The sequence below is a fragment of the Paenirhodobacter sp. CAU 1674 genome (assembly GCF_029222945.1).
GTDB lineage: Bacteria > Pseudomonadota > Alphaproteobacteria > Rhodobacterales > Rhodobacteraceae > Rhodobacter.
Genome location: NZ_JARHUH010000002.1, coordinates 81,427 through 101,747, shown reverse-complemented (window position 1 = coordinate 101,747; position 20,321 = coordinate 81,427). Strand labels below are relative to the sequence as shown.

The 20,321-nt window shown below is 66.0% G+C and carries 20 protein-coding genes; 12 read left to right on the top strand and 8 right to left on the bottom strand.

What is annotated here, in order from left to right; translation table 11 throughout:
• Positions 1–21: 21 nt before the first annotated feature.
• Positions 22–546, bottom strand: a complete 525-nt coding sequence (locus P2G62_RS02625) for an invasion associated locus B family protein (RefSeq protein ID WP_275733312.1) — start codon at positions 544–546, stop codon at positions 22–24.
• 168 nt (positions 547–714) lie between these two features.
• On the opposite strand from P2G62_RS02625, the gene P2G62_RS02620 reads away from it, so the two are divergent.
• On the top strand, positions 715–1,704 hold the full coding sequence (locus tag P2G62_RS02620) for an asparaginase (protein ID WP_275733311.1): 990 nt from the start codon (positions 715–717) through the stop codon (positions 1,702–1,704).
• A gap of 86 nt (positions 1,705–1,790) precedes the next feature.
• Here P2G62_RS02620 and P2G62_RS02615 read toward each other — a convergent pair whose 3' ends face one another.
• On the bottom strand, positions 1,791–2,549 hold the full coding sequence (locus tag P2G62_RS02615) for a TSUP family transporter (RefSeq protein ID WP_275733310.1): 759 nt from the start codon (positions 2,547–2,549) through the stop codon (positions 1,791–1,793).
• Positions 2,550–2,664: 115 nt separating this feature from the next.
• Here P2G62_RS02615 and P2G62_RS02610 point away from each other — a divergent pair, with 115 nt between their 5' ends.
• The 3 genes from P2G62_RS02610 (at position 2,665) to P2G62_RS02600 (ending at position 5,910) form a co-directional block, all read left to right on the top strand.
• Complete coding sequence (locus P2G62_RS02610; protein ID WP_275733309.1) at positions 2,665–3,543, top strand: type II CAAX endopeptidase family protein; 879 nt, start codon at positions 2,665–2,667, stop codon at positions 3,541–3,543.
• Between the two features lie 72 nt (positions 3,544–3,615).
• Entirely contained in the window at positions 3,616–4,557 is a 942-nt protein-coding gene (gene accD, locus P2G62_RS02605; RefSeq protein ID WP_275733308.1) for an acetyl-CoA carboxylase, carboxyltransferase subunit beta, read from the top strand.
• A gap of 78 nt (positions 4,558–4,635) precedes the next feature.
• On the top strand, positions 4,636–5,910 hold the full coding sequence (locus P2G62_RS02600; protein WP_275733307.1) for a folylpolyglutamate synthase/dihydrofolate synthase family protein: 1,275 nt from the start codon (positions 4,636–4,638) through the stop codon (positions 5,908–5,910).
• 19 nt (positions 5,911–5,929) lie between these two features.
• Here the strand turns inward: P2G62_RS02600 and zapE are convergent, their stop codons facing one another.
• Positions 5,930–7,021, bottom strand: coding sequence for a cell division protein ZapE (zapE, locus tag P2G62_RS02595; RefSeq protein WP_275733646.1), 1,092 nt, complete (start codon positions 7,019–7,021; stop codon positions 5,930–5,932).
• Positions 7,022–7,180: 159 nt separating this feature from the next.
• On the opposite strand from zapE, the gene P2G62_RS02590 reads away from it, so the two are divergent.
• From P2G62_RS02590 to lpxK, 3 genes are read left to right on the top strand one after another with little or no spacing between them, the layout of a single operon-like run.
• The gene (locus P2G62_RS02590) at positions 7,181–7,435 is read left to right on the top strand and encodes a DUF4170 domain-containing protein (protein ID WP_275733306.1); all 255 of its coding nucleotides are present in this window, start codon (positions 7,181–7,183) and stop codon (positions 7,433–7,435) included.
• Between the two features lie 15 nt (positions 7,436–7,450).
• Complete coding sequence (locus P2G62_RS02585; RefSeq protein ID WP_275733305.1) at positions 7,451–8,686, top strand: glycosyltransferase N-terminal domain-containing protein; 1,236 nt, start codon at positions 7,451–7,453, stop codon at positions 8,684–8,686.
• Complete coding sequence (gene lpxK, locus P2G62_RS02580) at positions 8,686–9,675, top strand: tetraacyldisaccharide 4'-kinase (RefSeq protein ID WP_275733304.1); 990 nt, start codon at positions 8,686–8,688, stop codon at positions 9,673–9,675. The genes P2G62_RS02585 and lpxK overlap by 1 nt, the downstream gene beginning before the upstream one ends.
• Here the strand turns inward: lpxK and P2G62_RS02575 are convergent.
• The 3 genes from P2G62_RS02575 to P2G62_RS02565 are packed head-to-tail and all read right to left on the bottom strand — an operon-like array spanning position 9,672 to position 11,978.
• On the bottom strand, positions 9,672–10,814 hold the full coding sequence (locus P2G62_RS02575) for a CaiB/BaiF CoA-transferase family protein (RefSeq protein ID WP_275733303.1): 1,143 nt from the start codon (positions 10,812–10,814) through the stop codon (positions 9,672–9,674). The two genes, lpxK and P2G62_RS02575, sit on opposite strands and share 4 nt — an antisense overlap.
• 3 nt (positions 10,815–10,817) lie before the next feature.
• Positions 10,818–11,468 carry a DsbA family protein gene (locus P2G62_RS02570; RefSeq protein ID WP_275733302.1) on the bottom strand — a complete coding sequence of 217 codons (651 nt, stop codon included), beginning with the start codon at positions 11,466–11,468 and terminating at the stop codon, positions 10,818–10,820.
• Between the two features lie 3 nt (positions 11,469–11,471).
• Positions 11,472–11,978 carry a DUF721 domain-containing protein gene (locus P2G62_RS02565; RefSeq protein ID WP_275733645.1) on the bottom strand — a complete coding sequence of 169 codons (507 nt, stop codon included), beginning with the start codon at positions 11,976–11,978 and terminating at the stop codon, positions 11,472–11,474.
• 217 nt (positions 11,979–12,195) lie between these two features.
• Here P2G62_RS02565 and P2G62_RS02560 point away from each other — a divergent pair, with 217 nt between their 5' ends.
• Entirely contained in the window at positions 12,196–13,182 is a 987-nt protein-coding gene (locus tag P2G62_RS02560) for an A/G-specific adenine glycosylase (RefSeq protein WP_275733644.1), read from the top strand.
• A 60-nt stretch (positions 13,183–13,242) separates the two neighbouring features.
• The gene (locus P2G62_RS02555) at positions 13,243–14,385 is read left to right on the top strand and encodes an alkane 1-monooxygenase (protein WP_275733301.1); all 1,143 of its coding nucleotides are present in this window, start codon (positions 13,243–13,245) and stop codon (positions 14,383–14,385) included.
• A gap of 66 nt (positions 14,386–14,451) precedes the next feature.
• Here the strand turns inward: P2G62_RS02555 and P2G62_RS02550 are convergent, their stop codons facing one another.
• The gene (locus P2G62_RS02550) at positions 14,452–15,087 is read right to left on the bottom strand and encodes an alpha-ketoglutarate-dependent dioxygenase AlkB (RefSeq protein ID WP_275733300.1); all 636 of its coding nucleotides are present in this window, start codon (positions 15,085–15,087) and stop codon (positions 14,452–14,454) included.
• A gap of 178 nt (positions 15,088–15,265) precedes the next feature.
• Here P2G62_RS02550 and dnaK point away from each other — a divergent pair, with 178 nt between their 5' ends.
• The 3 genes from dnaK (at position 15,266) to radC (ending at position 19,255) form a co-directional block, all read left to right on the top strand.
• A complete protein-coding gene (gene dnaK / locus P2G62_RS02545; protein WP_275733299.1) occupies positions 15,266–17,179 on the top strand; it encodes a molecular chaperone DnaK in 1,914 nt (637 codons plus the stop codon).
• A gap of 64 nt (positions 17,180–17,243) precedes the next feature.
• Positions 17,244–18,395 carry a molecular chaperone DnaJ gene (dnaJ, locus tag P2G62_RS02540; RefSeq protein ID WP_275733298.1) on the top strand — a complete coding sequence of 384 codons (1,152 nt, stop codon included), beginning with the start codon at positions 17,244–17,246 and terminating at the stop codon, positions 18,393–18,395.
• A 92-nt stretch (positions 18,396–18,487) separates the two neighbouring features.
• Positions 18,488–19,255: a DNA repair protein RadC gene (gene radC / locus P2G62_RS02535; RefSeq protein WP_275733297.1), complete on the top strand. Its 768-nt coding sequence runs from the start codon at positions 18,488–18,490 to the stop codon at positions 19,253–19,255.
• Here radC and P2G62_RS02530 read toward each other — a convergent pair whose 3' ends face one another.
• Positions 19,256–20,179, bottom strand: coding sequence for a hypothetical protein (locus P2G62_RS02530; RefSeq protein WP_275733296.1), 924 nt, complete (start codon positions 20,177–20,179; stop codon positions 19,256–19,258).
• Positions 20,180–20,321: the final 142 nt, after the last annotated feature.

Below are 20,321 nucleotides of genomic sequence, written 5' to 3'. Positions count from 1 at the left end.
CCTGCGCGCGCGCCGGAACGCTTACTTGCAGCGTTTGGCGGCCTCTTCCATCGCGGCGGTGAAGCCCATCAGAGAGAATTTGTCCTTGGTATAGGTGCCGCGGCCCGAATGACCGCCCACCGTCACATCGGCCCCCGCTTTCAGCGCGGCGATGATCTTGGCATCTTCCTCGGGCGAACCGGCCCAGGCGCCTTCGCCATCGGTGAACAGGGTGAATTTCGCGCCGTTGTTGACTTCCAGATCGACGGTCGAGCCCGATGCAAAGGGATAACCGCCCATGAAGGACACTTCACCCGGTTTGCCCGGACGGAAGGTCACGAACAGCAAGATGTCACCGCGGCGCACCTGGACCGGCTTGCCGTCCTTGGTGTTCACGGTTTCCTTGGGCTGCGACACGCCCCAGCATTCCTTCGGGCTTTCTTCGACGAAGACGCTCCAATCGGTGCTGGCCGCGACGCGGTTGGTGGTTTGCTGCGCCGCCGCAGCCCCGGTCAGGAAAACCGACGCAGCCAGGATCGCAACGCCCCGCAGAACAAGATTCGTCATGGTTACAGCCTCCAGCTGCCTGATGCCTCTGCCCCGCCTCGTGGGCTTATGCCCTTTTTTACAATGGCGGATGTGATTTCAACTCGATATCCAACAGATAACGCAAAAGTGCCGCTGTGGGAAAGCCCCTCAGGCGGGATTTCGCGCATCAGACAGGAGGACAGACCGATGACAGCGGTTCCGATGATCGAATTGTGGCGCGGCGGCATGCTGGAATCGGTGCATTCCGGGCATGCGGTGGTGTTCGGCCCGGGGGGCGTGGAAATGGCCTGGGGCGACCCCGAGACGGTTATCTTCCCGCGCTCGTCGTGCAAGATGCTGCAGGCGTTGCCGCTGATCGAAAGCGGCGCGGCCGAGGCCGCGGGCCTGACCGAACGGCAACTGGCCCTGTCCTGCGCCAGCCATTCGGGCGCCGCGCTGCACACGCTGGCCGTCGAAAGCTGGCTGGCATCGCTGGGAATGGCCGAACCCGATCTGCGCTGCGGCAGCCACATGCCGCAGGACCGCGACGAAAACAAACGCCTGACCTGTTCGGACACCGCGCCCTGCCAGTTGCACAACAACTGTTCGGGCAAGCATGCGGGCTTCCTGACGCTCAACCGCCATCTGGGCGGGGGCAGCGAATATGTCGAACTCGATCATCCGGTGCAGCGCGCGGTCAAGGCCGCCTTCGAAGAGGTCACGGAGGAAACCTCGGCCGGGCATGGCATCGACGGCTGCTCGGCCCCGAACTTCGCCTGCACCGTCACCGGGCTGGCCCGCGCGATGCAGTTCTTCGCCGCCGCCAACCCCGACGGCGATACGCGCCAATCCGCCGCGGCCCGCCTGACCCGCGCCATGGCGACCTTCCCCGAGATGGTGGCGGGCGAAGGCCGCGCCTGCACCAATCTGATGCGCGCGATGGGCGGCAAGGTGGCGGTGAAGACCGGCGCCGAAGCGGTCTTTGTCGCGATCCTGCCCGAACAGAAACGCGGCATCGCGCTCAAGATCCTGGATGGCGGCACCCGCGCATCAGAGGCCGCGATCACCGCGTTGCTCATCAAGCTCGGCGCGCTGGATGCCGCGCATCCGGTGGTCGAGAAACTGCTGCCCAGCGTGCAGCGCAACTGGCGCGGTTTCGTGACCGGCGACATGCGTCTGGCGCCGGGCTTCGGCTGAACGGCCCAGCCGCGCAAGACATCCCCGCCGCAGGCCACGCCCACCCGGCGATGCCTCCGGCGGGAGTATTTCAGCCAAGAAGAACGCTAGAGCATCTGCCAGATCAGGCGCAGCGCCAGCAGGGTCGAGGTGGTCACCAGCAGCGGCTTGATGACCTTTGCCCCGACCCGCATCGCCAGTTTCGATCCGATCCGCGCGCCCGCCACCTGCGCTAGCCCCATCGCCAGCCCCAGTTTCCACCACGGCGCGCCAATCGCGGCAAAGGCGATCAGCCCGCCCAGGTTCGAGGCGAAATTCAGCAGTTTCGTATGCGCGGTGGCGCGGAGCACGCCATAGCCCGCCAGCGTCACGAAGCCGATCATGTAAAACGCCCCCGCCCCCGGCCCGATCAGCCCGTCGTAAAACCCGATCAGCGGCACCACGAAGGCGGTGAAGGCGGCCGGCTTGATCCGCTCGACCCGGTCGGTGTCATCCAGCCCCTTCTTGAAGGCGAAAAACGCCGCAATCGCGATCAGCACCACGGGCAATCCCAGCCGCAGCCCCTCGGTCGGCAGGACCGAAACCAGAAGCGCCCCCACCAGCCCCGCCAGAAACGCCAGCGAGGCCGCGCCGATCTGCCGGCGCAGATTGACATGCCCCGAGGCCGCATAGGACAGCGCCGCGGTGGCCGCGCCGAACACGCCCTGCACCTTGTTGGTGGACAGCGCCTGCAAGGGCGAAGCCCCCGCCAGCAACAGCACCGGCAGCGTAATCAGCCCGCCGCCGCCCGCGATACTGTCGACAAACCCCGCCGCGAAGGCCGCGCCGATCAGCAGAGCCGCCAGGTCGAAAGAAACCTCAAACATCGTCCCCCCGGGATTCAGACCGCCCTTCATCCCGCGCCGATCGCGCGAAGTAAAGGGGCGCTTGTGAGCCCCCGGGCCGCCGGGTAGGCTGCGCCCGAACCAGCCGAGGACCGCGATGCGCTACCCCTTCCTTGCCAGTTTCGCAGCCCCGGCGGGGGCGCGGGCAGAACTGTGGCGCACCGCATTGGGCGTGCTTGGCATCGCAGCGCTGTATTCCGCGGGGCTGTTTGTGGCGCTCAATGCGCTGGCCGCGGTGTTGGGCGATCTGCAATTCGCCCGCACCCTCAGGGGCATGATCGGCGGCTCGACCCCACAAGGTCTGGCGCTGATGCTGGGCAGCTTCGCACCGATGCTGGCGGCGGTGATCTTTGTCACCGGGGCCCTGCACGGGCGGAACTGGCGCAGCCTTCTGGGTCGGGGAGCGGGGGCGAATTTCCTGCGTGTGGCGGTGCCGCTGATCGGGCTGTCGCTGCTGCTGATGCCGCTGGATCTGTTCGATCCGAACGTCGGGCGGGCCACGCCACTGGCCACGGTTCTGGGCTGGATGCCGCTGGCGCTGCCGCTTCTGGCGGTGCAGATCGGCGCCGAGGAACTGGTATTTCGCGGCTATCTGCTGCAACAGCTGGGCGCGCGGGCGCGCAGCCCGCTGGTCTGGATGGTGCTGCCCTCGGCGCTGTTCGGGGCGCTGCATTACGCGCCCGAGGATTTCGGCGCGAATGCCGTCTGGCCCGCGCTCTGGGCTTTTGCCTTCGGATGTCTGGCCGCCGACCTGACCGCCCGCACCGGCAATCTCGGCGCCGCCCTGGGGCTGCATTTCGCCACCAATTTCGCCGGGCTGTTTTTGGTCGGGCTTTATGGCAATCTCGACGGGCTTTCGCTCTATACCCTTGTCATCAATACGCGCGATGCCGCGGCACTCGGCCCCTATCTGGCACAGGATTTTCTGGTGATGGGGATCTCGTGGCTTCTGGCGCGGCTGATGCTGCGGGTCTGATTGCAATTCCCGCGCATGGGGCTTATCTGGGGCGGACGTGACGGAAGGCGCATTGCAAGGGGCAACAGACCGATGAACTGGATCTCGAACTACGTCCGACCCAAGATCAACTCGCTGTTTTCGCGCCGCGAGGTGCCCGAGAACCTGTGGACCAAATGCCCCGAATGCGGGACCATGCTGTTCCACCGCGAACTGGCCGACAATCTGAATGTCTGCACCAACTGCAATCACCACATGGCGATCACGCCGCGCGCGCGTTTCGCCGCGCTGTTCGATGGCGGCATCTTCTCCGAGGTGAAGGTGCCCGAACCGATCACCGATCCGCTGCAGTTCCGCGATCAGAAGAAATACCCCGACCGGATGAAGGCCGCGCAGAAATCCACCGGCGAGAAAGAGGCGATGCTGGTCGCCGAAGGCGAGATCGGCCGCACCCCGATCGTTGCCGCAGCCCAGGATTTCTCGTTCATGGGCGGCTCGATGGGCATGTATGTCGGCAATGCGATCATCGCGGCCGCCGAACGCGCGGTGAAGCTCAAGCGTCCGTTGGTGCTGTTTTCGGCCGCCGGTGGCGCGCGCATGCAGGAAGGCATCCTGTCGCTGATGCAGATGCCGCGCACGACCGTCGCCGTGCAGATGCTGCGCGAGGCAAAGCTGCCCTATATCGTCGTGCTGACCCATCCCACGACCGGTGGCGTCACCGCATCCTACGCGATGCTGGGCGATGTGCAGATCGCAGAACCCAACGCCCTGATCTGCTTTGCCGGGCCGCGCGTGATCGAACAGACGATCCGCGAGAAACTGCCCGAAGGCTTCCAGCGCGCCGAATACCTGCTCGATCACGGCATGCTCGATCGGGTCACCCACCGCAGCAAGATGCGCGAGGAGTTGATTACCATCCTGCGCATGCTGATGGGGCTGCCCCCCGCTGTGGCAGGCGACCTGCCCTCGCCCGAGAAAGCGGCCGCCCAGAACAAACCCGCCGAGGCCAAACCCGCCAAGGCCAAGAAGGCCTGACCCTTTCTTTCTGGCAAAAATATCCCGGGGGTCCGGGGGCGGCGCCCCCGGCCTGCCCCCCAACCCGACGGTGCATCCATGAGCCAGCCTTCTGACGAAATCCTCGCGCGGCTGATGTCGCTGCACCCCAAGATCATCGACCTGACGCTGGACCGGCTGACCCGGCTTCTGGATGCGCTTGGCAATCCCGAGCGCGCGGTGCCGCCGGTCATTCATATTGCGGGCACCAATGGCAAGGGATCGACCCAGGCGATGATCCGCGCCGGGCTCGAATCGCAGGGGCTGCGCGTGCACGCCTATACCTCGCCGCATCTGGCGCGGTTTCACGAACGCATCCGTCTGGCAGGCGAGCTGATTTCCGAACCCGCGCTGACCGCCCTGCTGGACGAATGCGAGGCGGCCAATGGCGGCGCCAATATCACCTTCTTCGAAATCACCACGGCGGCGGCCTTTCTGGCCTTCGCCCGCACGCCCGCCGATTTCACCCTGCTCGAGGTGGGCCTGGGCGGCCGGCTCGATGCGACCAATGTGATCGACCAGCCGCGGCTGAGCATCATCACCCCGGTCTCGATCGACCATCAGCAGTATCTGGGCGAAACCCTGCCCGAGATCGCGGGCGAAAAGGCCGGCATCATCAAGCGCGGGGTGCCGGTGATCGTCGGCCCGCAGGACGAGGCGGGGCTTGCCGTGATCGAGGCCCGCGCCGCGCGGCTGGGCGCGCCGGTTCTGGCCTATGGTCAGCACTGGCATGTGGCCGAGGAGAACGGGCGGCTGATCTATCAGGACGAACGCGGCCTGCTGGACCTGCCGCTGCCCAACCTGCCCGGCCCGCATCAGATCGTGAATGCAGGCGCCGCGATCACCGCGCTGCGCGCGCTTGGCCTGGATGACACCGCCTGCGAGGCCGCCGTGACCCGCGCCGAATGGCCCGCGCGCATGCAGCGGCTGCGGCAGGGCCCGCTGGCGCAATCGGCCCCGGGGGTCGAGCTATGGCTGGACGGCGGGCACAACCCGGCAGGCGGCATCGCCGTGGCGGCGACGCTGGCGCGGATGCCCGCGCGGCCGACCCATCTGATCTGCGGGATGCTCAACACCAAGGATGTGACCGGCTATCTGCGCCCGCTGGCCGCACAGGCCGTCAGCCTGACCGCCGTGTCGATCCCCGGCGAGCCCAACACCCTGCCCGCCGCGGAAACCGAGGCCGCCGCCCGCGCGGCAGGTTTTGCACGAACTGCCACTGCCCCCGACGTGGCCGAGGCGCTGGCGCAGATCGCCGCCGCCGATCCGCAGGCACGGGTGCTGATCTGCGGATCGCTTTATCTGGCGGGACAGGTGCTGAAACAGAACGGCTAGGCACAACCGCCCCCCGCCGTCACCGCGCCTCGGGGCTGCCCTCGGCCCAGTCCGCCGATTGCATCTCGCGCAGGCGCGAGGCGGTGCGTTCGAATTCGAAGGTGCCCGTGCCTTCGATATAGAGCCGCTCTGGCACATCTGCGGCCGAACAGATCAGCCGCACCTTCGCCTCGTAAAGCGCGTCGATCAGCGTGACGAAGCGCTTCGCCTCGTTGAAATTCGACGCAGACAACAGCGGGATGTCATCAATCATCAGAACCCGCACCGCCCCCGCGATCGCCAGATAATCCGCCGGCCCCAGCATGGAGGCGCACAGATCCCAGAACGAGGCCCGCCCGACGCCATTGTGGAACCGCTCGATCACCACATCGCGTCCCTTGACGTTCAGCACCAGCCGGGTGCTGGCATCGTGGCCGGTCAGCTCGTCCCACAGCGCATCCATCGCCGCATGGGCATGCGCGCCGCCGGGGGTGAAATAGACCTCGGCCCCGGCCAGACGATGCTGGCGATAGTCCGTTTCGCTTTCGATCTCGTGCACATCAAGCTGCGCGCGCAGCACACCGATGAAGGGCACGAACAGCTGCCGGTTCAGGCCGTTCTTGTACAGATCCTCGGGCACCCGGTTCGAGGTGGTCACCACCGTCACGCCCAAGGAAAACAGCGTCTCGAATAGCCGCCCCACGATCATCGCATCGGCAATATCGGTGATCTGCATTTCATCGAAACACAGCAACCGGACAGAGCCTGCGATTTCCCGGGCGACCGGCATCAGCGCATCTTCGACCTTGGCCCGGCGGGCCGCGTCGATCTTGGCCTGCACCTCTTGCATGAAGGCGTGGAAATGGACGCGCCGCTTGGGCGTATCGGTCGCCTCGCAGAACAGATCCATCAGCATGGATTTGCCACGCCCGACCCCGCCCCACAGGTACAACCCGCGCACCGCCTCGGGCGGCTTGGACCAGCGGCCGAACAGACCCGGCTTCTTCACCGGCACTTCAAGCCCCGCGCGCACGCGTTCCAGCATCGGCAGGATTGCGCGTTGCGCCGCATCGGCATGCAGGCTGCCATCGGCCACACGGGCGTCGTAAATCTGGGTCAGGCTTTGTCTCATGGCCCGTTCGTAGCCGCTGCAGGCGCGATTGAAAAGCCGCGCGATGATCGGCCGCGAAATCCGTTCCGGCGCGGTCGATTGCCGCAGGCAAAGCTTGAGCTGACGCTGCGGCTGCACTAGGGTGCGCCACCGCAGCACCCCCATGCGACAGGAGCATCCATGTCCAAGACAACCCAGCGTCTTCACCTCGTCTTCGGCGGCGAGTTGACCAACCCGACGCGCACCGAATTCAAGGATGTGAGCAAGATCCACATCGTCGGCATCTTCCCGAATTACGCAACCGCGCATAACGCCTGGAAAGCCGAGGCGCAGCGCACCGTGGATGACGCCCACACCCGTTATTTCATCGCGCATCTGCATCGCCTGCGCGACGAGGAAACCCCGGCCTCGCCGACCGAGGAACTGGGCGCCTGACCGGACACCTCTGACATGCGCTATTCTGTGCTGCTGTGGCTGCGTCTTGCGCTGGCGCGCGGTCGGCGGACCGGCCCGCTGGCCCATGCCGCAGCGCAGGTGGTGCGCCCCCCCGGCGCGCTGATCTGGCTGCATCTGGCCGACGGGCCCGAAGCGGTAAGCGGGGCCGCCCTGATTGCCCAGCATTTGCTGCGCCAGCGCCCCGCCGTCCAGTTGCGGATCACCTTCTGCGGGCCAGAGCCGGTCACGACCGCCTGGCCCGCGGATGTGCCCTGTCTGCCCGCCCCCGAAGACACCCCGGCCGCCACCCGGCTGGTGCTGGAAAGCTGGCGTCCCGATCTGATCGTGCTGGTCGGCAACGGCCTGCCCGGGGCACTGATCTGCACGGCCCACAAGCTGGGGGTGCCGGTCATGATCGCGGATGCCCGGATCGCCCCCGATGCCCGACGTGGCCTGTTTTTGCGCAGTGAACAGCGATCGCTGCTCAGCCGTCTGTCGCGAATGCTGGTCCGCGACCCGGAAAGTGCGGCGGCACTGGCCCGGCTGGGCGCGCCGCCGAACCGGATCGAGGTCGGCGGTCAACTGTCGGAACCCGCCGATCCCCTGCCCTGTTCGGAGGCCGAGCGCGCCTCGATCGCGGGCCAGATGCGCGCGCGCCCGGTCTGGCTGGCCGTGGCAGTGCCCGCCGCCGAATTGGCCGCCGTGCTGGTCGCGCATCGCCACGCCCTGCGCCATGCCCATCGCAGCCTGCTGATCTTGGCCCCCGCCACGCCCGGAGAGGCGACGGATCTGGCCGCCGAGCTGGAGGCCGACGGCTGGGTCGTCGGGCGTCGCACGCTGGAGGGGGAGCCCGACGAAGAGATGCAGATCTTCCTGGCCGACGACCCGGGCGATTTCGGTCTGTGGTATCGGCTGGCCCCGGTCACCTATATGGGCGGCACGTTCAGCGAGGGCACAGGTGCCGCGCGCTCGCCACTGGAGGCCGCAGCCCTGGGATCGGCGATCGTCCACGGCCCAAGGACCGCCCCGTTCGACGCGGAATACGCACGGCTGGACGATGCGCGGGCCGCCCGTGCGGTGCTGCGCCCGACCGGGCTGGGCGATGCGGTGGCAGATCTGATGGCCCCTGACCGTGCCGCGATTCTGGCGCATAATGCCTGGGCGGTCACCTCGGGCGGGGCCGGCGCGGCCGAGGCGGTGGCCCGCGCGATCCTGTCCGAACTCGACAGCCGCACAACAGGAGCACAGTGATGGGCGCACCGCTTTTCTGGTTCACCCCGCCCGCACGGCCCGGCTGGAAAGCCCGCGCGCTGGCGCCTCTGGGCGCGCTCTATGCTGCGGCGACCGCGCGGCGTGTGGCACATTCGGGTGTGCGTGCGGGCGTGCCGGTGATTTGCGTCGGCAATATCAATGCGGGCGGCACGGGAAAAACCCCGACCGTCATCGCCCTGATCCAGCATCTGGCCGCGCGCGGTGTGGCGGCCCATGTCGTCAGCCGCGGCCATGGCGGCAGCCTGCAAGGTCCGGTGCGGGTGGATGAACGCCAGCACAGCGCCGATCAGACCGGAGACGAGCCGTTACTGCTGTCGGCCTTCGGTCCGACCTGGGTCGCCAAGGACCGGGCCGCAGGCGCGCGGGCTGCGGTGGCCGCGGGCGCGCAGGCGATCATTCTGGATGACGGGCATCAGAACCCGGCGCTGGTCAAGGATCTGTCGCTGGTTGTCGTCGATGCGGTGAAGGGCTTCGGCAACGGCCGCTGTCTGCCCGCAGGACCGCTGCGCGAACCCGTTGCTGCGGGCTTGGCGCGCGCCGATCTGCTGCTCAGCATCGGACCGCAAGCGGCGCAGCAGGATTTCGCCCGGACCTGGGGCCATGCGATCACCGTGCCGCATCTGACCGGCGCGCTGGAACCACTGCAAACCGGGATGGATTGGCAAGGCCTGCCCGTGCTGGCCTTCGCGGGGATCGGCCATCCCGAGAAATTCTTTGCCACGCTGCGCAGCCTCGGGGCCGAGGTGCTGCGCGGCGAGGCGCTGGAAGATCACCAGCTGTTTTCGCCACAGTTGCTGACCCGGCTGGAAACCGAGGCCCGGCTGCTGGGCGCGCAGATGGTCACGACCGAGAAAGATGCCGTGCGCCTGCCCGCGGCCTTCCGGCCCAAGGTTCTGGCACTGCCGGTGCGGTTGCAGATTGCCGACACCAGCGCGCTGGATGACGCGCTGGTGCGTATCGGGCTTTAGGCGCCCGATTTCAGGCTGGCGCGAACCTCGGCATCATGCTCGCCCAGTTTTGGCGAGGGCCGGTCAAGCGCCAGTTCCGCCCCCGAAAACACGATCGGCAGACGCACCCCCGGCACGCCGCCCGGTGCGATCTGCATGCCGCGCGCGACGATCTGCGGATCCGCGAAGACATCGGCCATCTCGTTGATCGGCCCGGCGGGCACGCCCGCCGCCTCGCAAGCCGCCAGCAGATCCGCCCGGGTCCAGCCCCGCGTCTGCGCCGAGATCAGATCGGTGATCGCCTCGCGATGCGCGATCCGGTCGGCATTGGTCAGAAAACGCGGATCGGTCGCCAATTCCTGAACATTCAGAATTTTGCAAAGCTTCTGATATTGCGCATCATTTCCCGTGGCCAGAATGGCAAACCCGTCCGAACAGGGGAACACCGCATAGGGCACAAGGTTCGGATGCGCATTGCCCATCCGCTTGGGCGAAACCCCGGTGGCCAGATAGTTCATCGCCTGATTGGCCATCACCGCCGTGGCCACGTCGAACAGCGCCAGATCGACGCGCTGGCCCAGCCCGGTGGTATTGCGCTGATGCACGGCGGCCAGAATCCCGGTCGCGGCATAGATCCCGGTGAACACATCGGTCACCGCGACGCCCACCTTTTGCGGCTCACCATCGGCGGGGCCGGTCACGCTCATCAGCCCCGACATGCCCTGCACAATGTAGTCATAGCCCGCGCGATGCGCATAGGGGCCGTCCTGGCCAAAGCCGGTGACCGAGCAATAGATCAGCCGCGGGTTCACCGCACGCAGGCTGTCATAATCCAGCCCGTATTTCGCCAAGCCCCCGACCTTGAAATTCTCGATCAGGATATCGGCCTCGGCGACCAGTTTACGCACAAATTCCTGCCCCTCGGGGGTGCGGAAATCGCAGATGACCGAGCGTTTGCCCCGGTTCGCGGCGTGGAAATAGGCCGCCGTCGTCTCGCCCTCGCGGGTCAGGAAGGGCGGGCCCCAGCGACGGGTGTCATCGCCTTCGGGGGCCTCGACCTTGATCACTTCGGCACCCAGATCGGCAAGGATCTGACCGGCCCAAGGGCCCGCCAGAATCCGCGCCAGCTCAACGACTTTCAATCCGGCAAGTGGCGTCATGGGTCAGAGCTTCGCATCCAGAATTGCCTTCAGTTCGGCATAGGTCATGTTGGAATGCTTGACCCCGTCGATGACCAGCGACGGCGTGCCGGTGATTTCATCGGCGCCCGCGTTTTTCTGATAGGTCGCGACCAGTGCCTTGGCGCGATCCTGATCGTTCAGACAGGTTTCGATCTGCTCTTTCGACAGGCCGGCCTTCAGCCCGATCTTGCGCAGATTGGCGCCGATCGTGGCCTCTTTGCCATCGCCGATCCAGTCATTCTGGGTGGCATAAAGCATCCCGGAGACCGCGTAATATTTCGGCGCACCGCCGCATTGTGCGATCAGCCCGGCCCACAGACCGAACTTGTCGAAGTAAACCTCGCGGTGGATGAATTTCACCTTGCCGGTGTCGATGTAATCCCGCTTCAGCGGGATGAACACATCGTCATGGAAATGCGCGCAATGCGGGCAGGTGTAAGAGGCATATTCGATCACGGTGATCGGCGCGCTGTCCTGCCCCAGAACGATATCGGGCAAGGTCGCGGCATCTTCGGCCAGCGCAGGCGCGACAAAGCCCGTCTGCTGTGCGCCCTGGCGCGATGCGACCCAGCCGCCGGTCACGGCAACGATGGCGGCCCCGGCGATGCCAAGGAGAAGGGAACGTCGAGTCATTATCTAGCCTTTCTTCTGCGCGGCCCGCTGCGCGGACCTCGTTAGGACGTTTTGTGCCAGCGTTTCAAGCGCCGTGCGCAGATCGGGGTCATGCAACCCGTCTGCGCTGGCCTGCGCCGCCGCACGGATTTCAGGAGAGGGCGGAACAGCCGCCGCTTTCGGCGCCGGGACGAATTGCGCCTGCCCCTCGGCAAAGCCGGTCGGCGCGGTCTGGGTCAGCACCACGCGCGAAATCGCGTTGTACCCGTAGCAGGCATTCACCTTGTCGCGGATCTGCGGCAGTTGCATCTGCACCATCGGCGCCGATGCACCCTGCGTCAGCAGGGTCAGCGTGGCACCGAACCCGCCCTTGGAATAGCCGATCTTAACAGGCCGGGTCTGCGCGGCGATCTCGGGGCCCACCACCTCGGCCCAATGGGTCAGCAGGCGCGACACCGCAAACCCGCGCGATTCGCCAACCGTGCGGATGCGATCCTGCAACAGCCTGGCCGCGGGCTCGAAACCGCGCATCCGCCGCTGAGGCGGGGTCTGGGCCACAGAGCCGGCCGATATGCGCGACGGTTTTTTGGGGGGCATCCCTGTTCATCCCTGATCTCGTCGCTATCTTAGGCGGCTTGCAGGGCAATGCCAGCAGAATGCACGAAAAAGGGGCTAAAGATTGCGTGACGGAGACGAGAGCGCCGCCAGCGCGGCCTTGCTGGCCTGGTATGACCGGGCTGCCCGGGTGATGCCATGGCGCACCGGCCCGGCAGAGCATGCCGCAGGCCTGCGCAGCGATCCCTACCGCGTCTGGCTGTCCGAGGTGATGCTGCAGCAAACCACCGTCGCTGCGGTGCGCGATTACTTCCATCGTTTCACGGCGCGCTGGCCCGACGTGACAGCGCTCGCCGCGGCCGAGGATGCCGAGGTCATGGCCGAATGGGCCGGTCTTGGATATTACGCCCGCGCCCGAAACCTGCTGAAATGCGCCCGCGCCGTGGTCACCGATCATGGCGGCACCTTTCCCAAAACCGCGGCGGGGCTGCGCGCGCTGCCCGGCATCGGCCCCTATACCGCCGCCGCCATCGCCGCCATCGCCTTTGACGAACCCGCCGTGGTCGTCGACGGCAATGTCGAGCGGGTGGTGGCGCGGCTTTGGGCGGTGCAGACGCCGCTGCCCGCGGCCAAGCCCGAACTGACCGCGCTGGCCGCGCGCCTGACCCCCGACACCCGCCCCGGCGAACATGCGCAGGCGATGATGGATCTGGGCGCCACAATCTGCACGCCGCGCAAACCGGCCTGCGCCCTGTGTCCGCTGGCGCCGTTCTGCGCGGGGCATGCCGCCGGCACCGCCGCCGATCTGCCCCGCAAAAGCCCCAGGCCCGAAAAGCCCACCCGCCAAGGCTTTGCCTATGTCGCACTGTCGCCTGCGGGGGATGTGTTGCTGGAACGTCGCCCCGACAAGGGGCTGCTGGGCGGCACGCTGGGCTTTCCCGGCTCGGACTGGTCGGACGCACCGGCGCCCGCCCCGCCCCTTGTCGCCGAATGGCGCGAATCCCCGGCCAGCGTGCGCCACACCTTCACCCATTTCCACCTGGTCCTGCGGGTCTTCGTGGCGCAGACCGTGGCCCCCGGCATGACCCCCTGCGCCAGTTTTCGCCCCGCCGACCTGCCCACGCTGATGCGCAAGGTCTGGGACGCGGCCCAAAGCGCCGATTGGCCGCAGCGCGCGTGATTGCGCACGCGGTCCGGCACGCTATCATCCGCCCCGCCGCCCGCGAGAAAAGAGGTGCCGATGTCCAGCCGCGAACAGATCCGCTCCCCCCGCCGGGCGCTGCCGTTCTGGCTCTCGCTCGGGATGGTGCCGCTGGCGGTGCTGGGCGCCACGGTGGGGGGCTGGACGGTGGTGCTGATGCCGATCTACGGCTGGACCATGGTCACCATACTCGACGCGTTTCTGGGCCTGAACGAGGACCAGCCCGACCCCACCACCCCCGAGGCCGACCTGTTCTGGTATCGGCTGATCACGCTGATCTGGTTCCCGGTCCAGTTTGTGACGATCTACGGCATGATCTGGTGGGTGACCCATACCGACCACCTGGGCGCGCTGGAAACCATCGTGCTGTTCTTCGGTGTCGGGGTGATTTCGGGCACGGTGGGCATCGTCTACAGCCACGAATTGCTGCATCAGAAGAACCGCCTGGAACGCTGGCTTGGCGATCTGCTGCTGGCAAGCGTGCTGTATTCCCATTTCCGCACGGAACATCTGCTGGTGCATCACCTGTGGGTCGGCACCCCGCGCGATGCGGTGACGGCGCGCTATAACGAGGGGTTTCACCGCTTCTTCCTGCGGGTGCTGCTGGACTGCCCGCGCAGCGCCTGGCGGGCCGAAAAGCTGAAACTGGCGCGCGCGGGGCGCCCGGTCTGGCACCGCAGCAACCCGTTCTGGCGCTATGGCGCGCTGCAGCTGGCGGCGCTGGCACTGGCCTTTGCCTTGGGCGGGTGGGTCGGGCTGGGATTGTTCGTGTTTCAGGCCTTCGTCGCCATCTGGCAACTGGAGCTGACCAATTACGTCGAACATTACGGACTGACCCGCGAATACAAGGGCGAGGGGCGGTATGAACATGTCCTGCCGCGGCATTCCTGGAACGCCTCTCATACCGCGTCGAACTGGCTGTTGATCAACCTGCAGCGTCACTCCGACCACCACTACAAGCCCGAGCGCCGCTTCCCGCTGCTGCAAACCTATACTGCGGACGAGGCGCCGCAACTGCCGCTGGGCTATCCGGCGATGACCGCGCTGGCGATGATCCCGCCGCTGTGGCGGCGCCGGATGAACCCGCGGGTGCGGGCCTGGCGCAAGACATACTATCCGCAGATCGAAGACTGGGCGCCCTACAAAGACGGCACGACCCCGATGCCGCGCGGCTCTGTCTGAGGCCGCCGGGGGCTTCGCGCCCCCGGACCTCCGCGGGATATTTGGGCCAGAAAGAAGGGGCGGATTTCAGCTTACCACGCGCAGCGTCAGATTGATCCGCCCGCCCCGGGGCAGCAGGGGCGAAGTGCCCGGCGCAATCCGGTCGATGCCGTGATAGCGCAGCCGCGCGTCGCCCCCCATCACCAGCACATCGCCCGAGCGCAGCCAAACGCTTTGTGTCGCACCGCCGCGCGTCAGGTTGCCGATGCGAAACAGCGCGTCGTCGCCCAGGCTGACCGAGACGACAGGCTGGGTGAAATCCGTCTCGTCGCGATCCTGATGCAACCCCATCTTCGCCTGATCGTCGTAGAAATTGATCAGGCAGCACTCCGGGCTGCGCGCCGTGCCTGCAACCGCATTCCAGATGTCGAGAACGCGCGCGGGGATCGCAGGCCAGGGCTGCCCGTCGGAATGCGTTGCGCTGTAACGATACCCGCGCCGGTCCGAGACCCAGCCGAAACGCCCTGCGGACGTCATCCGCACCGACATCGCCTTGCCCGAGGGCGTGACCGGCGAGAACAGCGGCGCCTGCGCCACCACCGCACGCAGATCGTCGCGCAGCGCGGCCTGCTCGGCCGCCGTCAACCAGCCGGGATAATGCAGAAAGCCGCGGATTTCCTGCGGCAACGGGCGGATCGGCGCCGGATCGGCAGATTCCTTCATTTGTCGCGATCTTCCTGTCCAACGGGTTCTTGCAGGGGCTCTGACCCCTCCTTATATACGCCCAGAAGCCGCCGAAGGACATGTTCGGAAGCGGATTTTGAACTGAAACCCAGGGATAGGGGTCAGGGGCCTTAATGGACCTGTTCCCCGTCATATCGCCGCAAGAAGAGGTATTATCATGGCCAAAGTCATCGGGATCGACCTCGGGACCACGAACTCCTGCGTCGCCATCATGGATGGGTCGCAGCCCCGTGTGATCGAGAACTCCGAAGGGGCGCGCACCACGCCCTCTATCGTTGCCTACACCGACAACGAACGTCTGGTCGGCCAGCCTGCGAAACGTCAGGCCGTCACCAACCCCACCAATACCATTTTCGCCGTCAAGCGCCTGATCGGTCGCCGCGTGACCGATGCCGAAGTCGAAAAAGACCGCAAGCTCGTGCCCTATTCGATCGTGGATGGCGGCAACGGCGATGCTTGGGTCGATGTGAAGGGCGAGAAATTCTCGCCGGCGCAGGTTTCGGCCGTCATCCTTCAGAAGATGAAGGAAACCGCGGAATCCTATCTGGGCGAGCCGGTGACGCAGGCCGTCATCACCGTTCCGGCCTATTTCAACGACGCCCAGCGTCAGGCGACCAAGGACGCCGGCAAGATCGCGGGCCTTGAAGTGTTGCGCATCATCAACGAGCCGACCGCGGCTGCGCTGGCCTATGGTCTGGACAAGAAAGAAACCAAGACCATCGCCGTTTATGACCTTGGCGGTGGCACCTTCGACATCACCATTCTGGAAATCGACGACGGTCTGTTCGAAGTCAAATCGACCAACGGCGACACCTTCCTGGGCGGTGAAGACTTCGACATGCGCATCGTGAACTACCTCGCCGAGGAGTTCAAAAAAGAGCATGGCGTCGATCTGACCAAGGACAAGATGGCCCTGCAGCGCCTGAAAGAAGCCGCTGAAAAGGCCAAGATCGAACTGTCGTCCAGCCAGCAGACCGAAATCAACCAGCCGTTCATCTCGATGGATGCGTCCTCGGGCACGCCGCTGCACATGGTGATGAAACTCACCCGCTCGAAGCTGGAGCAACTGGTGGGCGACCTGATCAAGGCCTCGCTGAAGCCCTGCGCCGCCGCGCTGAAAGATGCCGGCGTGTCGAAAGGCGACATCGACGAGGTGGTTCTGGTCGGCGGGATGACCCGGATGCCGAAGGTCGTGGAAGAAGTGACCGCCTTCTTCGGCAAGGAACCGCACAAGGGTGTGAACCCCGACGAGGTCGTGGCACTGGGTGCTGCGATCCAGGCGGGCGTTCTGCAAGGCGACGTGAAGGACGTGGTCCTGCTCGACGTGACCCCGCTGAGCTTGGGCATCGAGACGCTGGGTGGTGTGTTCACCCGTCTGATCGACCGCAACACCACGATCCCGACCAAGAAATCGCAGGTCTTCTCGACCGCCGAGGACAACCAGAACGCCGTGACGATCCGGGTGTTCCAGGGCGAGCGTGAAATGGCGGCCGACAACAAGCTGCTGGGCATGTTCAACCTTGAAGACATCCCGCCCGCGCCGCGCGGCATGCCCCAGATCGAGGTGACCTTCGACATCGACGCCAACGGCATCGTTTCGGTTTCGGCCAAGGACAAGGGCACCGGCAAGTCGCAGAACATCACCATTCAGGCCTCGGGTGGTCTGTCGGATGAGGACATCGACAAGATGGTGCGCGACGCCGAGGCCAATGCCGAAGCCGACAAGGCCCGCAAGGATCTGGTCGAAACCAAGAACCAGGCCGAAAGCCTGCTGCACTCGACCCGCAAGTCGCTGGAAGAGCATGGCGACAAGGTCGACGCTTCGACCGTCGAAGCGATCGAACTCGCCGCCAATGCGCTCGAAGAGGTGCTCAAGTCCGAAGACGCCGGCAAGATCAAGGGCGGTATCTCCAACCTGACCGACGCCGCGATGAAGCTGGGTGAAGCGATCTACAAGGCGCAGGCAGCCGAGGCTGGCGGTGCCGACGTGGACGAAGACGCCCCGCGCGACGTGGACGATGACATCGTTGACGCCGATTTCGAAGACATGGGCGACAACAAGCGCAAGTAAGCGCCGGAACCTGAGGAGCGGGCCCCAAGGGGCCCGTTCCCGTGTTCCCCCAAGGGGGTAAGCAATGGCAAAACGTGATTTCTACGAGGTTCTGGGCGTCGCCAAAGGCGCCTCGACCGAAGAGATCAAGAAGGCCTATCGCAGCAAGGCGAAGGAACTTCACCCCGACCGCAACCAGGATAATCCCAACGCCGAAAGCCAGTTCAAGGAAGTGAACGAAGCTTATGACGTGCTGAAGGATGCCGAGAAGAAAGCGGCCTATGACCGCTTTGGTCATGCGGCCTTCGAAGGCGGCATGGGCGGCGGTGGCGGCCCGCGCGGCGGTTATGCGCAGGGCGATTTCTCTTCGGCCTTCTCCGATGTGTTCGAGGATCTGTTCGGCGACTTCATGGGCGGGCGTGGCCCGGGCGGTGGTGCGCGGTCGCGCGCGACCCGTGGCTCGGACCTGCGCTACAACATGCGCGTGACGCTGGAAGAGGCGTTCAAGGGCGCACAGAAGACGATCACCGTTCCGGGCTCGGCCGCCTGCACGGCATGTAATGGCACAGGCGCGGAAGGCGGCGCGGAACCGCAGACCTGCCCGACCTGTTCGGGCATGGGCAAGGTGCGCGCGCAGAACGGCTTCTTCACGGTCGAACGCACCTGCCCCACCTGTGGCGGCCAGGGTCAGGTTGTCAAGAACCCCTGCCGTGTCTGCCATGGCGCGGGTCGGGTCGAGAAGGAGCGCACGCTGAGCGTCAACATCCCGGCCGGGGTGGAAACCGGCACGCGCATTCGTCTGGCCGGCGAAGGCGAGGCCGGGATGCGCGGCGGCCCTGCGGGCGATCTGTATATCTTCATCGAGCTGCGCGAACACGCGATCTTCCAGCGCGACGGGATGACCCTGTTCTGCCGCGTGCCGGTCAGCATGGCCTCGGCCGCGCTTGGCGGCGAGGTCGAGGTGCCGACGATCGACGGCGGGCGCTCGCGCGTCAAGATCCCGGCTGGCAGCCAGTCGGGGCGGCAGATGCGTCTGCGCGGCAAGGGCATGCCCGCGCTGCGCGGTGGCGGCACCGGCGATATGGTGATCGAACTGGCGGTGGAAACCCCGGTGAACCTGACCACGCGGCAAAAGGAGTTGCTGCGCGAGTTCGAGAAGATCGAGGCCGAGAACAACCCCGAAGGGGCGTCGTTCTTCAAGAAGGTCAAGAGCTTCTGGGACGGGATGAAAGGTTGAATGGGCGCCTTCGGGCGCCCTTTTTCTTCGCCTTTGCGCCTCGGGAAAAGCGTTAACGTTTTTTTCACCATCCCTGCAGCACAGTGCAGGGCATGAGCAAGCCCCGCGCCTTTCACGAAGCCCCACTGCCCCTGTTCGGTGACCCGGACGAGGCGCTGGCGGTTGCGCTGGCTGATCCCGGCAAGTTGCCTTCTTATATCACCGATCACCGCAAACGCCTGCGCGAACGGTTCATGCAGGGCGGCGCGCAGGCCCTGCCGGATTACGAACTGCTGGAACTGATCCTGTTTCGCGCCCTGCCCCGGCAGGATGTCAAACCCCTGGCGCGGCGTCTGATCGACACGTTCGGCGATTTCGGGCGGGTGATTTCTGCCGCGCCCGCACGGTTGCAGGCGGTGACGGGGGTTGGCGATGCCGTCGTGCAGGAACTGAAGATCGTCGAGGCGGCGGCGCAGCGGCTTGCGCGCTCCAAGGTGATGCATCGCGCCGTGCTCAGTTCGTGGGAGGCGCTGCTGGATTACTGTCACACCACCATGGCGCATCGCGAAACCGAGCAATTCCGCGTGCTGTATCTGGACCGCAAGAACGTGCTGATCGCCGATGAGGAACAGGCGCGCGGCACGGTCGATCACGTCCCGGTCTATCCGCGCGAGGTGATAAAGCGTGCGCTGGAACTGAATGCCTCGGCGCTGATCCTGGTGCACAACCATCCCTCGGGCGACCCGACGCCCTCGGACTCCGATCTGGCGATGACCGCACAGATCGCGCAGGCTGCGCAGGTTCTGGGGCTGGTGCTGCACGATCATCTGATCGTCGGAAAAAGCCGCGAACTCAGCTTTCGCGCCCAGGGCTTTCTGTAATCAGTTCGCGGCCACCGAAACCGGCAGATCGGGCAGCGCCATCACCACATCCCCGCCGGCATCGCTGCAATCGGGCAGTGACAGGATCAGCCGCGCGGCAGGCTCGGCCGTTGCCGCCAGAACCCGCTGCAGGGCTCCGCCCAGATCGCGCCCGCAGCTGTGTTGCCCCACGGGCGCGTCAAGTTCGAAGCGCAGATCGGTCATCGTCGCAGGTGCCGTATAGACTTCGGCCCTGGCACCGTCCCGCAGATCGCCATAGGCCAGAAGATAGCCCCCCAGCGGCGTGTCGGGCGTGCGCGGCGCGGCGGCATGGATATGCCCGGCATCACCGAACCCCGCCCCCCGTTCGAAAACGTTCAGATGCATGTCACCCGCGCCCTGCCAGCTCAGGACAATGCGGTTGATCGCCTCGACGCCCGGCACCGCCACACTGGCGCCGATCTGCGCGCCCCCGGCGATCTGGACGGTCACAACCGCCTGTGTCGCAAGGGCTGGCAGCAGGCCATGCCACTCGCCCTGCCCATCCAGCACTGCGGTGAAGCGCAGCCCCTCATGCGCCACCTCGACGGGCTGACCCGCGAGGCATGGCGCATGCAAATCAGCCTGCAGAAGGGCATGGTCAACCGCCTGCACCTTCAAATCAGCCGGCGCACAGATCCCCGAAAATCCGACCGTCGCCGACACATCCCGGGGGACTGCGGGCGCCCCCAGATCCGGCGCAATGGCGCGTTGCGACAATTGGGGCAGCTCCGCGACGCTGGCAATCTGCGCGCCGGTGATCGTCAGCGATGCGGCCGCCGCGCGAGGCAGCGATGCGCCCGCCCCATATAGTCCGTCTTCCGCTGTCGTCTGCATTACATGTCCGGTGGCGGCGGCCAGCAGGAAGGTTGCCCCCACCATGATCACATTGCGCATCTGTCGCATCGCGGCCTCCACTCACCCCTGACATTGGCCCAGTCTAGCCCCCGAAAAGGGCAAAGCGATGACCGGAAAGTGGCAGTGTTTCCAAATAGTTAACGCCCATATCGCGTAAATTCGCCCAAAATGCGCGAAAAACCACAAGATA